Source organism: Blastococcus sp. SYSU DS0617 (assembly GCF_054051075.1).
The window spans coordinates 241677-253526 of sequence record NZ_JBJHAO010000001.1 but is presented as its reverse complement, the minus strand read 5'-3'; the positions used below and the strand labels follow the sequence as shown (position 1 = coordinate 253526).

12 protein-coding genes, 2 tRNA genes and 1 other RNA gene are annotated in these 11850 nt (G+C 74.9%); 6 read left to right on the top strand and 9 right to left on the bottom strand.

Translation table 11 applies throughout. From position 1 onward, the window contains the following. Nucleotides 1-8: 8 nt before the first annotated feature. Together ffs and ACI793_RS01205 are read right to left on the bottom strand one after the other, a co-directional pair. An RNA gene (ffs, locus tag ACI793_RS01210) (signal recognition particle sRNA small type) lies at nt 9-104 on the bottom strand. 91 nt (nt 105-195) lie between these two features. Beyond that, nucleotides 196-280: transfer RNA gene (locus ACI793_RS01205), tRNA-Ser, on the bottom strand. A 200-nt stretch (nt 281-480) separates the two neighbouring features. On the opposite strand from ACI793_RS01205, the gene ACI793_RS01200 reads away from it, so the two are divergent. Continuing rightward, entirely contained in the window at nt 481-828 is a 348-nt protein-coding gene (locus ACI793_RS01200; RefSeq protein WP_311346241.1) for a hypothetical protein, read from the top strand. A gap of 24 nt (nt 829-852) precedes the next feature. Next, a complete protein-coding gene (locus ACI793_RS01195) occupies nt 853-2637 on the top strand; it encodes a serine/threonine-protein kinase (RefSeq protein WP_456604538.1) in 1785 nt (594 codons plus the stop codon). A 204-nt stretch (nt 2638-2841) separates the two neighbouring features. Here ACI793_RS01195 and ACI793_RS01190 read toward each other — a convergent pair. The 5 genes from ACI793_RS01190 to ACI793_RS01170 form a co-directional block, all read right to left on the bottom strand. After that, a tRNA-Ser gene (locus ACI793_RS01190) sits at nt 2842-2927 on the bottom strand. A 10-nt stretch (nt 2928-2937) separates the two neighbouring features. Further along, a complete protein-coding gene (locus ACI793_RS01185) occupies nt 2938-3402 on the bottom strand; it encodes a nucleoside deaminase (protein WP_456604537.1) in 465 nt (154 codons plus the stop codon). After that, entirely contained in the window at nt 3399-4061 is a 663-nt protein-coding gene (locus ACI793_RS01180; RefSeq protein WP_456604536.1) for an HAD-IA family hydrolase, read from the bottom strand. Before ACI793_RS01180 ends, ACI793_RS01185 begins: the two co-directional genes overlap by 4 nt. Continuing rightward, nucleotides 4058-4561, bottom strand: a complete 504-nt coding sequence (locus ACI793_RS01175) for a tRNA adenosine deaminase-associated protein (RefSeq protein WP_456604535.1) — start codon at nt 4559-4561, stop codon at nt 4058-4060. Before ACI793_RS01175 ends, ACI793_RS01180 begins: the two co-directional genes overlap by 4 nt. After that, nucleotides 4558-5220 (bottom strand): O-methyltransferase, encoded by a 663-nt coding sequence (locus ACI793_RS01170; RefSeq protein WP_456604534.1) that lies wholly within the window; start codon nt 5218-5220, stop codon nt 4558-4560. Before ACI793_RS01170 ends, ACI793_RS01175 begins: the two co-directional genes overlap by 4 nt. A 43-nt stretch (nt 5221-5263) precedes the next feature. Between ACI793_RS01170 and ACI793_RS01165 the strand changes: the two genes are divergently transcribed. Both ACI793_RS01165 and ACI793_RS01160 read left to right on the top strand, forming a co-directional pair. Further along, the gene (locus ACI793_RS01165) at nt 5264-6226 is read left to right on the top strand and encodes a prephenate dehydrogenase (RefSeq protein ID WP_456604533.1); all 963 of its coding nucleotides are present in this window, start codon (nt 5264-5266) and stop codon (nt 6224-6226) included. A 36-nt stretch (nt 6227-6262) separates the two neighbouring features. After that, entirely contained in the window at nt 6263-6496 is a 234-nt protein-coding gene (locus ACI793_RS01160) for a DUF2630 family protein (protein WP_456604532.1), read from the top strand. Between the two features lie 61 nt (nt 6497-6557). Here ACI793_RS01160 and ACI793_RS01155 read toward each other — a convergent pair whose 3' ends face one another. Continuing rightward, nucleotides 6558-7775: a PucR family transcriptional regulator gene (locus tag ACI793_RS01155; protein WP_456604531.1), complete on the bottom strand. Its 1218-nt coding sequence runs from the start codon at nt 7773-7775 to the stop codon at nt 6558-6560. Nucleotides 7776-8105: 330 nt separating this feature from the next. Here ACI793_RS01155 and ACI793_RS01150 point away from each other — a divergent pair, with 330 nt between their 5' ends. Continuing rightward, a complete protein-coding gene (locus tag ACI793_RS01150; protein ID WP_456604530.1) occupies nt 8106-9092 on the top strand; it encodes a UDP-glucuronic acid decarboxylase family protein in 987 nt (328 codons plus the stop codon). Between the two features lie 165 nt (nt 9093-9257). Continuing rightward, entirely contained in the window at nt 9258-10826 is a 1569-nt protein-coding gene (locus tag ACI793_RS01145) for a substrate-binding domain-containing protein (RefSeq protein WP_456604529.1), read from the top strand. Nucleotides 10827-10889: 63 nt separating this feature from the next. Here ACI793_RS01145 and ACI793_RS01140 read toward each other — a convergent pair whose 3' ends face one another. Continuing rightward, on the bottom strand, nt 10890-11834 hold the full coding sequence (locus tag ACI793_RS01140; protein WP_456604528.1) for a glycosyltransferase family 9 protein: 945 nt from the start codon (nt 11832-11834) through the stop codon (nt 10890-10892). Nucleotides 11835-11850 lie beyond the last annotated feature (16 nt).

The following is an 11850-nucleotide window of genomic DNA, read 5'->3' as shown; positions in this document are numbered from 1 at the left end:
CCGGGGAAGAAAGGGACCCCCCGCGCACCCGCCAGAGCCCGCTTATCCTTGCTGCCTTCCGGCCCTGGGGAGGTTCACAGGGTGACGCCACACGAGGGGTCTGGACCCACTGTAGAGCACACCCGGCGGGCGCCCGGCACCACGGATGCGACGGGCCCGCCGCCGTCCGGAGGGGACGGGGCGGGCCCGGTGCGGCGGAGGATGGGAGATTCGAACTCCCGAGGGGTTGCCCCCAACCCGCTTTCCAAGCGAGCGCCATAGGCCACTAGGCGAATCCTCCAACTGCGGCTCCGATGCTACCGGGCGCCCCCGGCGACCCGGGCACGGCTCTCGGCGAGGGGAAGTTCGGCCGGTGCGACGGCACGGCACCGTTCGGGGGCGGCGGGGTGGTTGAGTGTCCCGACCTGCGGGCATGCCCGTGCGGATACGAACCAGTGGCCCGGGCACGCTCCGCGGAGGCGACCGGAGGAGGAGGCGGACATGAGCGAGGACACGCAGGTGCGACCGGACGTGGTCGAGGCGATCGTCGGCGTCCTCAAGGGCGGTGACGCCGCGGCGCTGCCGGAGGGGGCCACCTCGGCGGAGAAGGCGGCCGCCAAGGACTCCTACCTCTCCGAGTTCGTCGCCGAGCGCGGGAAGCGCGACCGGCAGTCGCAGGCCTGGGAGCTGCTGCTGACCCGCAGCTACGACGAGCCGCCCACCTGGGGCCGGATCTTCGACGACCTGGACCCCGCGGTGCACTCCGAGCTCGGCGACCTCTTCGACGCCCTGCCCGAGGGCGCCAAGGAGGAGTACGTGCGCCGGTACGGGGAGCCCTCGGGCGTCTGACCGCAGTCCACCGCCGACCTCCCGATGTCACGTCCCCTCACCGCGCCCGGCCGGCTGGTCGCCGGGCGCTACCGCCTGGAATCGCAGATCGGCGGCGGTGGCATGGGGGCGGTCTGGCTGGCCCGCGACGAACTCCTGGGCCGGCAGGTCGCGGTCAAGCAGGTCCTCGTCTCCGACTCCGACCCGGCGCTGGCCGACCAGCAGCGGCAGCGTGCCCTGCGGGAGGGGCGGATCGCGGCGCGGCTGAGCCATCCGCACGCGATCTCGGTCTACGACGTCGCCCAGGAGGGCGAGACGCCCTGGCTGGTCATGGAGTACCTGCCCTCCCGCAGCCTGGCCGAGGTGGTCACCGCCGACGGCGTGCTGCGGGTGGACCAGGTGGCGCAGATCGGTGCCCAGGTGGCCGACGCGCTGACCGCCACGCACGCGGCCGGCATCGTGCACCGCGACGTGAAGCCGGCCAACATCCTCATCGGCCAGGGCGACCGGATCGAGGGCCTGGTCAAGATCACCGACTTCGGCATCTCGCACGCCCACGGCGACGTCACCCTCACCCAGACCGGCCAGATCACCGGCACGCCCGCGTTCCTCGCGCCGGAGGTCGCCCAGGGCTACGAGATGGGCGAGGCCAGCGACGTCTTCGCCCTCGGCGCCACGCTGTACACGTGTCTGGAGGGGCAGCCGCCGTTCGGCATGGAGGACAACGCGCTGGCGATGCTGCACAAGGTGGCCGGCGGCTCGATCCGCCCGCCGGCGCGGGCCGGCTCCCTGACCGGGCCGTTGACACGCATGCTGGCCACCGACCCGGCGGCCCGGCCGACGATGGCGGAGGTCCGGGACGAGCTGGCCGGCCTCGCGGCGGGCCGGAGCGGCGACACCACCACCGTGCTCCTGGCCCGCACCGACCTGCGCCCGGCCGGCGGCCGGCCGCGCACCGAGGCCTTCCCGGCAGCCGGGGTCGCCGCTGCCGGAGCCGCCGCTGCCGGCGCGGCCGGCGTCGGGGCCGCCGCGGTGGGAGCAGCCGCGGCGGCCGACGCACCGGCGAAGGCGGCGCCCCTCCCCCCGCCGCCGGTGCGGGCCGCACCTCCCCCTGCCGCACCTCCCCCGGCAGCGCCACCGCCGAGCACGTCCGCGCCCGCCGATCCCCCGGCCCCCGACCGCCCCCGCGTCGCACCCGCCCCCGCGTCGCCCGCGCGGCGGAGGAGCCTCTGGGTGGTCGCGGCGCTCCTCCTCGCGGCGCTGGCCGTCGTGGCGGGGTTCTGGGCGTTCGGTCCGGACGACGAGGCGTCCGACCGGACGGCCGCCTCGACGTCGGCGACCCCGTCCTCGGACGCCACGGACAGCTCCGAACCGACGGACGCCACGGACCCGACGGACGCCACGGACCCGCCGGCCCCGACGGAGCCGAGCGAGACCGCCGAGGCGCCCGACCCGGACACCGCCACGGAGGAACCCCCGGTCGACCCGGCGCCGCCGTCCCCGCCGGAGGTGGCGCCCCCCGCGGCGGAGGACCCTGCCACTGCGGTCACGCGGTTCTTCTCGGTGGTCCCCGGCGACCTCCCGACCGCCTACCAGCTCACCAGTCCGAGGTTCCGCAGCGAGTTCCCCTACGAGCAGCGGTTCGCCTTCTTCTGGAACCAGTTCTCGGACGTGCAGGTCGCCAACGTCCAGGTCGAGTCCGACACCACCGCGGTCGCCGACGTGACCTACGTCGGGGGCCCGAACGGCACGGAGACCGAACGCAAGCGCCTCACGTTCGTGCGGGGGGACGACGGGACCCTGCTGCTCGACAGCGACCTGCCCGCCTGAGACGGGCGAACGCCGGTTCCTCGCGGCTCCCGTGCACGGCGACTGCTCGTGCCGGCGCGCGCACCGCGGTGACCCCGGACCGGTCCACGAGAGGGCCGGAAACAGCAGCGAAGCCGCCCCCGGGGCCCCGACCCGTCGGTCGGAGCTCCCAGGAGCGGCTTCGCCGCTACTACGTGGCTGCCTCGGTTCCTCGGCAACCGTCTGCGGTGGCGGTGGGATTTGAACCCACGGAGGCTATGAACCTCACACGCTTTCGAGGCGTGCTCCTTCGGCCGCTCGGACACGCCACCGCCGAAGAGACTACAGGCCCCGGTGCGCGCGGAAGAACGCACGTAGCAGCGTGGCGGACTCCTCGGCGCGGACGCCGGCGGTGACCTCCGGCCGGTGGTTGAGCCGCCGGTCGCGGACGACGTCCCAGAGCGAGCCGGCCGCACCGGCCTTCGGGTCGTCGGCGCCATAGACCACCCGGTCGACCCGGGCCAGCACGCTGGCGCCCGCGCACATCGTGCACGGCTCGAGGGTGACCACCAGCGTGCAGCCGGTCAGCCGCCACCCGTCGCCGTGCACGCGCGCCGCCGCCCGCAGCGCCAGGACCTCCGCGTGCGCGGTGGGGTCGCCGACCTTCTCCCGCTCGTTGGCGGCCTCGGCCAGCACCGCTCCGTCCGGCCCGAGGACGACGGCGCCGATGGGGGTGTCGCCCCATTCCTGCGCCGCGGCCGCGAGCTCGAGCGCCCGGCCCATCGCGCCGTCGACGTCGAGGGTCATGAGGCTCGAGCGGCGCCGTCCAGCGGGAAGCCGACCAGCGCGGAGAGCTCCGCGATCGCGACGTCGGGGTCGACCACCTTGATGGTCGAGAAGCCCAGTGCCCGCGCGGGCTTGAGGTTGATGCCGAGATCGTCCAGGTAGGCGCAGTCGCTCGCCTCGATCCGCCGGCCGACGGCGTCGGAGAGCCGGTCCAGCGCCCGCCGGTAGATCTCCGGCTCGGGCTTGCGGACACCCTCGACCGACGACTCCACGATGACGTCGAACATGTCGAGGATCTCGTCCATCCGGCCGCCCCGCTCCATCGGGGAGACGTTGTTCGACACCATCCCCAGCGGCAGCCCGGCCGCCTTCAGCCGGCGGATGGCCTCGACCATGGCCGGCCGCACCTCCCCGCGGAGCGCGGCCAGCACGCGGCTCGCGTCCAGCCGGTGCCCGAGTGCGGCCGCCTCCGCCTCGAACGCCGCCGAGAAGCCGGGCACGTCCAGCTCGTTGCGCTCGAACCGGGCCCACGCGTTGGTGTCCGGGTCGGTGGAGTTGAGCTGCCGGATGAGCCCGTCGGGCAGCCCGGCCTCTCGCTCGTACGCGGCGAACGCGATCATCGGGCTCTCGGTGATGACCCCGCCGAGATCGAAGACCACCGCCGACACGGTGCCGGTCACGGGTGCACCGCCGCGGCCAGCTCGTCGGCGAACCCGAGCCGTGCGGCGATCCGCTGCACCATCTCGTCGGCCCACAGGTCGTCAGCAGTCACGATCGTCCTCAGCTCCTCGGCGGGCAGTCCGTCGTCGGCGAAGACGTCCATGTCCCCACCCGGCCAGCCGCTCTCGTCGTCGTCGAAGGCGCCGTCGGTGTCGACGCCTATCCCGTACCGCTCCACCACCTCGGCGGCGAGCACCCATTCGAGCATCGTCGCGTCGGAGATCAGCGCCCGGACCATCCCACCGGGCCCGTGCCGCAGCACGACGAAGTACAGCCGGGAGTCCACGACCACCACGAACGGCGGCGGCCAGGCACCGACGTCGCCCAGTGCCCGCTCCAGGACCGGCAGCTCGTCGCCGGCGTCCTCGGCCAGCAGCTCCACCCGCCAGCGCTCGCCCGCCCGCGACACCCGCACCGCGTAGCTGGCCGGGCCGGGAGGCGCGCCGTCCACCGCGCTCATCGCTTGCGGAGCAGGGTCAGGCCGTCGGCCAGCGGCAGCAGCGCCGTCTCCCACCGGGGGTCCGCGGCCAGGGCGGTGTTCAGCTCGGCCAGGGCCCGGTCGGACTCGTCCTGCGGGTCCAGCACGCGCCCGTCGCGGAGGGTGTTGTCCAGCAGGACGACGCCGTTCGGGCGCAGCCGCGGGTAGAGCTCGTCGACGTACGCCGCGTAGCCGGTCTTGTCCGCGTCGACGAACGCCAGGTCGTAGGCGGGCTCGGCCGGCAGCGCCCGCAGCGTGGGCAGCGCGTCCCCCAGCCGCAGCTCGATCCGGTCCGCCACACCGGCGCGTTCCCAGTACCGGCGCGCCACCGCCGTCCACTCCTCGCTGCGGTCCAGGCACAGCAGCGAGCCGTCGGCGGGCAGCCCCCGGGCGATGCAGAGCGCGGAGAAGCCGGTGAACGTGCCGATCTCGATCGCCGTCCGGGCGCCCAGGGCCGTGGTCAGCAGCCGCATGAGCACGCCCTGCTCGGGCGCGATCTGCATCGTGCCGGGCGCCTCGCCGCGCTCGGCCATCTCCGCCGTCTCCCGGATCAGGTCGGCCAGCACCTCGTCGACGGCGTCGGACGAGGCGCGGACGTAGTCGGCGAGCTCCTGCGTGAGGAGGAACGACCGCGGCGTCATGGCGTGTGGGGATGGAGGAGCACGGGCGTCATAGCCTCTGATCATGGCCGATGCCGAAGGTGCCGGGAACGCTGCTGCCGGGCGGGCCCCCTCGTTCCCGGTGCCGACCATGCCGGCACCCCCCGTCTCGGTCGTCGGGCTCGGTCAGCTGGGCGGCTCCCTGGCCGCCGCGCTGGTCGCCGCCGGCCGCCCCGTGTCCGGCTGGGACACCGACCCCGCCGCCTGCGACGCGGCGTCCGCCCGCGGGGTGACGATCACGCGCGAGCTCTCCGGCGTGGTCGTCCTCGCCGTCCCGCTCCCGGCCATGACCACGGCCCTGGACGGGCTGCGGATCGACCCGGGCGCGACCGTCACCGACCTCGGCTCGGTGAAGGGCCCCGTCCTGCAGGCGCTGACCCCGGCGCTGGGCAGCCGGTTCGTCGGTGGCCACCCGATGTGCGGCACCGAACGCTCCGGCCACGAGGCGGTCGACCCGGCGCTGTTCGACCGTGCCCGGTGGGCGCTGTGCGTGGAACCGGACACCGACCTGCCCCGCTGGCTGCGGGTCGCCGAGATCGCGCTGGCCGTCGGTGCCGAGGTCGTGCCGGTCACCGCCGCCGAGCACGACGACGCCGTCGCCGCGATCAGCCACGTGCCGCACCTGCTCGCCGCGGCCCTGGCCGCGGCCGCCGCCGAGGCCGGGCCGCTGGCGCTGGCGCTGGGCGCCGGCAGCTTCCGCGACGGCACCCGCGTCATCGGCAGCGACCCCGCCTTCGTCACCGCGATGGTCGAGGGCAACGCCGGACCCACGGAGGCGGCGCTGGACCGGGTGCGCGCCCAGCTGGCACGCCCCCGGCCGGAGCTGGTGGCCGCGGGTCACGCCGTCGTCACCCGGCAGGCCGCCCGGCGGCCCGTGCGCATCCCGCTGGAACGGGCCGCCCTGCTCTCGCTCGGTCGCGCCGGTGGTGCGGTCACCCGCCGCCTGGCCGCGTTCGTGGAGGGCTGGGTGCCGGAGACCGCCCGCTGACCGTTTCGCGCCCCCGCGTGGGGGCAGCACCCGTGCATGGACGAGAACGACATCCTCAACCGCATCCACTCGCTGGTCGAGGAGGAGCACAAGCTCCGCGACAGCGACGAGCACACCGACGAGACGCGCACCCGCATGAGCAAGCTCGAGGCCGACCTGGACCAGTGCTGGGACCTGCTGCGGCAGCGGCGGGCCAAGCGCCAGTACGACGAGGACCCCGACGAGGCGCAGCCCCGCCCCGAGCCGCAGGTCGAGAGCTACCTGCAGTAAGGCCCCCGCTGCAGGAGCCCGCGCCGACCCTGCGAGGCGTGGGGGCAGCGGGGTCCTGCTGCTAGGCCGACCGCTGGGCCGGCCGCCCGTGCTGTGCGCCCAGCAGGGCGAGCTGCCACTGCAGGCGGGCGCGCGGGTCGGCGACCTTGCGGCCGGTGACCTGCTCGATCCGCCGCAGCCGGTGCATGACCGTGTTGCGGTGGCAGTACAGCTCGTCGGCCGCGCGCGTGGGCGAACCGTCCGAGGCCAGGAAGGCGGCCAGCGTGTCCAGCAGCACCTCGCGCTCGTCCGCCGGCAGGGCCAGCAGCCCGCCCAGCGTCTGACCCACGAGGCGGGAGCTGATCTCCGGGGAGTTGCTCAGCAGCGCCTCGGGCAGCCGCTCGTCGATCGTGACGACCCGGCGCGTCGCCCGCGGCAGCGTCCGCGCCGCCGTCTCGGCCAGCCGGTAGGCGGAGCTGACCGCCCCGGCGCCGTCGACGGGCGCGGAGACCCCGACCGGGCCGGTGGTCAGCGCCTGGAGACGCCCACGGATCTCCGCGGCGCTCAGCGCGCCCAGCGCGATGACGCCCACCTGCGCACCGGACCGCGAGCCCCAGACCGAGCGCACGCCGTGGCGGAGCAGTTCGGGGCCCACGCCGTCGAGCCCCGGTCCGCCGCTCTCGTCGGGCAGCGCGACGACGGCCATGAGGCGGCCGTCCAGCGACATGGCCAGCAGATCGGCGGCGGTGCGCACGAACGCCGGGTCGTCCCCCCGGCCGTCCAGCAGGCCGTCGAGCATCCGGCGACGGGTCTCCTCGTCGACGCCGGCCAGCCGGCGCTGCTCGTCGCGGTAGCCCTCGGCCAGCGCGGCGCACTCGCCGTCGTTGGTGCGCCAGACGGTGCCGGCGACCTGCAGCAGGAGCGTGTCGTGCCGGCCACCGGCCTGGGCGGAGACCTTGAGCAGCGCCTCCCAGGTCACCTGGCCGCCGAGCCGGTAGGCCCGCAGCACCGCTTCCAGCGGGATGCCCTGCGCGGCCCTGCGGCGGCCCACCTCGCGGGCGCCGTGCAGCGCCGGGCGGTCGGGAACGGGAGCGCCGACGAGCGCGAGCAGCCCGTGCTCGAGGTTGTCGCGCGTCGAGCGGCGCAGCTCCTCCTCGGAGTCGGCGATGAAGTCGCGGTAGGCCGGCTCCGTGCGGGAGAGCACGTCCACCATGCGATCGGTCATGGCGTCCAGCTGCTCCAGCAGCAGCGGGGCGAGGTCGACCAAACGGGACGAGACCTCGGTGTCGAACGCCTGCACTCGATCTCCTCCTCTGGGCGTGACGTACAGCACAACCGGTCGGGACCATGACTGTGCGTTGCGCCCATTGTGACCACGGCCACGGAGCGGAAGCGTCGATCGGACGGACTTGTGACCCAATCGTCGCCCGCGTCCCACTGTGCGGAATGCCCCCGCACGCCGCTGTCCCGGACCGCCGCCCGCAGCGCGCAGCGCACGACCCGGAGCCCGCACCGCGCAGCCCGCCGGCGAATTACTTCGACGCCGAAGTGTGCACGCCGCGATCCTCCGGGTAGGAGCCCGGTGACGGTGGCGCCTCGCCGTGCGCCGACGGTGGACGAGGGAGCAGTCATGGCACAGCCGGTGCGAGCAGCACGGACCATCCGACGGGCGGTGGTGACCGGCGGCGCCGGTTTCCTGGGCTCGCACCTCTGCGAGCACCTGCTCGACCGCGGGGTCGAGGTGGTCTGCCTCGACAACTTCCTCACCGGGTCACCGGAGAACGTCCTGCACCTCATGGAGCACCCCGGCTTCCGGCTGGTGCGCTGCGACGTCACCGACTACGTGCACGTGCCCGGGCCGGTCGACCTGGTGCTGCACTTCGCCTCACCGGCGAGCCCGCTGGACTACCTGAAGATGCCGATCGAGACGCTGAAGGTCGGCAGCCTCGGCACGCTGCACACGCTGGGCCTGGCCCGCGAGAAGGGCGCCCGCTACGTCCTGGCCTCGACGTCGGAGGTGTACGGCGACCCCCTCGTGCACCCGCAGCCCGAGGAGTACTGGGGCAACGTCAACCCCGTCGGCCCGCGTGGCGTCTACGACGAGGCCAAGCGGTTCAGCGAGGCACTGACGACGGCGTACCGCAGCTCCCGCGGCACCGACACCGGCATCGTCCGCATCTTCAACACCTACGGACCGCGGATGCGCGCCGACGACGGCCGGGCGATCCCCGCCTTCGTGGGCCAGGCGCTGTCCGGCCGCCCGCTCACGGTCGCCGGCGACGGCTCCCAGACCCGCTCGATCTGCTACGTCGACGACACGGTGACCGGCATCCTGGCCATGGCGTTCTCCGGGCACGCCGGGCCGGTGAACATCGGCAACCCCGACGAGCTCTCGATGCTGCGGCTGGCCGAGTGGATCGTGGAGCTCACCGGGTCGGACTCCCCCATCGACTTCATCGACCTGCCCGTGGACGACCCGAAGGTCCGGCGTCCCGACACCACCCGCGCCGAGCAACTGCTGGACTGGCGGCCGCAGGTGCCCTCCGAGGAGGGGCTGCGCCGCACCGTGGCCTGGTTCGCCGGACAGCTCGCCGCCCGGGAGGTGCGCGCCGGCTGAGTCCGGCGTCCCGGCCGGCGACACAGCTTTCCCCTCTAGGGTGTCCCTGCGGACCGGGGGGCCGCGCCCGTTGCCGAGTGATGACAGAGAGCGAGCATGGGCCGCCACGCTGATCCGACTGCCACCGACCGCCGGTTTCCCGTCGCTTTGATCGCGGCTGCGGCCGTGGTCGTCCTGCTGCTCGCCGGTGGCGTGGGCTGGTGGCTGACCGCCGGCGACGACGAGGAATGCGCGACGCGCTCGACCGTCGACGTGACGGTCGCCCCGGAACTGGTCTCGCTGACCCAGGAGCTCCTCTCCGAACCCGGGGCGCTGGATGCCGACGGCTGCATCACCGCCGAGGTCACGGCGCAGGAGCCGCTGCAGACCGCCGGCGCGCTGAGTGCGCTGGACCCCGAGTCGCTGCCCGACGTGTGGGTGCCCGACTCGTCGCTGTGGGCGCTGCGCGCCGGCGGGACGGAACTGACCGACGAGGGGTCCCTGGGTTCCTCCCCCGTCGTGCTGGCCACCAGCCAGGCCGTTGCCGACGCCGAGGGCTGGACCGACGAGCCGCCCACGTGGGGGCAGGCACTCACCACGGACCAGGACGTGGCGGTGCCCGACCTCGCCGGCAGCGCCGAGGGGATCGCCGCGCTGTCCGCCCTCCGCACCTCGCTGGGCGGCGACGAGGACGCCGACAACGGCGTCGTCGAGGTGGTGCTGTCCGCAGCCCGCTCCGGCAGCTCCGAAGAGGCGCTCGAGGCCGGTGGCCAGGGAGCCGAGGACGCACCGCTGGTGCCCGTGAGCGAGCAGACCGTCTACGCCGCCCACGCCTCGGCCGCCGACTCGTCCCTCGTCGCGGTCTACCCCTCCGAGGGCTCCCCGATGCTGGACTACCCGGTGTTCCGCGTCGCGGCGGGCGACGGCCAGCAGCAGCAGGCCGTCGACGCCGTCGTCGCGGCACTGACCTCCGACGAGGCGCGGACCGCGGCCATGGAGGCCGGCTTCCGGGGCGCCGAAGGCGCCCCCCCGCCGGCGGCCGGCGAGGAGAGCGGCATCCGCGAGGAGGCCCCGCAGCCGGTGGAGCTGGATCCCGCCGAGGTGGGTGGCCTGCTCGCCCGGCTGACGAGCCTGGCCGCACCGTCCCGGATCCTGGCCGTGCTGGACGTGTCGACGTCGATGGAGGCGCCGGCCGGGAACGGCACCCGCGCCACCCTGGCCCGCGACGCGGCGCGGACGACGCTCTCGCTGGTGCCGGGTGAGTACGCGCTCGGACTGTGGTTCTTCGCCTACGAGCTGGTCGGCGACCAGGACTGGCAGGAGCTGGTGCCCATCCGGAAGCTGGACACCGAGGTCGACGGCCAGACGCAGCGGGAGATCCTGGACGCCCAGGCCGCCACCCTCCCGCAGCGGCTGACCCCCGGTGGGACCGGTCTCTACGACACGACGCTGGCCGCGGTCCGGGCCGCGCGGGCCAACTACGACCCGAGCGCGGTGAACAGCGTCCTCGTGATGACCGACGGGACGAACGAGGACGACGCGGACGGCATCAGCATGGAGGCCCTCCTGAGCACGCTGACCGCCGAGGCCGACCCCACGCGCCCGATCAAGGTCATCGGGGTGGCGCTGGGACCGGACGCCGACATCTCAGCGCTGGAGCAGATCGCCGAGGCGACCGGCGGTGCGGCCTACTCCGCCGTCGACCCGACCGACCTGCAGACGGTGCTGTTCGACGCCCTCCGCCAGCGCGACTAGCCGTACTTCGCAGCTTCGTCGCGAGTGGGGCCCGGAGGGTTCCGCGCAGCGACGACGGTGGGCTCAGCGCCCCCGGGGGACGGCTCCTGACCGCGGTGCCGCCCGGAGGGCGGCGATGACCTCGTCGACGGGAATGCGGGCCAGGGCGGGGTCGAGCTCGGTGCCCCACGGGTCGCCGGTGCCGTCCCCGTGCCAGAGGACGGCGTGCAGCGCCGTCCCCTCCGGCCCCGTCCGCGCCGGCGGTCCCCACAGCGCGGGCGACACCGGCCCGAACAGCACCACCGAGGGACGGCGGTAGGCGGTCGCCAGGTGCGCCACCCCGGTGTCCCCGCAGACCACGACCCGCGCGGCGGCGACCACGGCGGCGAGCTCCATCGACGTCGTCCGGCCGGCCAGGACGGCGTCCGGCCCGAGCCCCGCGCCCGCGGCCACGGCCTGCGCCAGCTCGACCTCGGCCGGGCCACCGGTGATGCGGACGTCGTGGCCGGCATCGGCGAGGTGCCGGGCGACGGCGGCGAACCGGTCGGCCGGCCAGCGACGGCCCGGGTACGCCGCCCCGGGGTGGACGACGGCGGCGCCGCGCACCGGAGGTGGCACCGGTGGGACGGCGAGGTCCAGCGCGTCGGGGTCCGCCTCGACGCCCAGCCCCTCGGCGACCAGCCGGCACCAGCGCGCCACCTCGTGCTCGTCGGCGTACCAGCGCGGGCCGGGGTAGCCGGGGCTGTCGAACGTGAGCAGCCGCGCGGGCCGCAGGTCGGCCACGATCCGGTGGGAGGCGGGGCCCTTGCCGTGCAGGTCGACGGCGAGCTCGGGCGGCGGACCGGACCAGTCCAGCGGTTCGAGCTCACCGGCGGGGAGCACCTCGTCGACGGCGTCGATCAGGCGGGCGAGGGGCGCCAGCGACGTCGTCGTCGCCAGGACCAGCCGGTGGTCCGGGACGGCCGCCCGGACGGCCCGGATCGCCGGTACCCCGGTGAGCAGGTCACCCAGCCCGAGCGGCCGCAGCACGACCGCCGTCGGAGCG

Excerpts from the sequence above, each read along its gene's own strand:
- ACI793_RS01200 (WP_311346241.1), top strand. The coding sequence starts at position 481 with ATGAGCGAGGACACGCAGGTGCGACCGGACGTGGTCGAGGCGATCGTC.
- ACI793_RS01195 (WP_456604538.1), top strand. The coding sequence starts at position 853 with ATGTCACGTCCCCTCACCGCGCCCGGCCGGCTGGTCGCCGGGCGCTAC.
- ACI793_RS01185 (WP_456604537.1), bottom strand. The coding sequence starts at position 3,402 with ATGACCCTCGACGTCGACGGCGCGATGGGCCGGGCGCTCGAGCTCGCG.
- ACI793_RS01175 (WP_456604535.1), bottom strand. The coding sequence starts at position 4,561 with ATGAGCGCGGTGGACGGCGCGCCTCCCGGCCCGGCCAGCTACGCGGTG.
- ACI793_RS01170 (WP_456604534.1), bottom strand. The coding sequence starts at position 5,220 with ATGACGCCGCGGTCGTTCCTCCTCACGCAGGAGCTCGCCGACTACGTC.
- ACI793_RS01165 (WP_456604533.1), top strand. The coding sequence starts at position 5,264 with ATGGCCGATGCCGAAGGTGCCGGGAACGCTGCTGCCGGGCGGGCCCCC.
- ACI793_RS01160 (WP_456604532.1), top strand. The coding sequence starts at position 6,263 with ATGGACGAGAACGACATCCTCAACCGCATCCACTCGCTGGTCGAGGAG.
- ACI793_RS01150 (WP_456604530.1), top strand. The coding sequence starts at position 8,106 with ATGGCACAGCCGGTGCGAGCAGCACGGACCATCCGACGGGCGGTGGTG.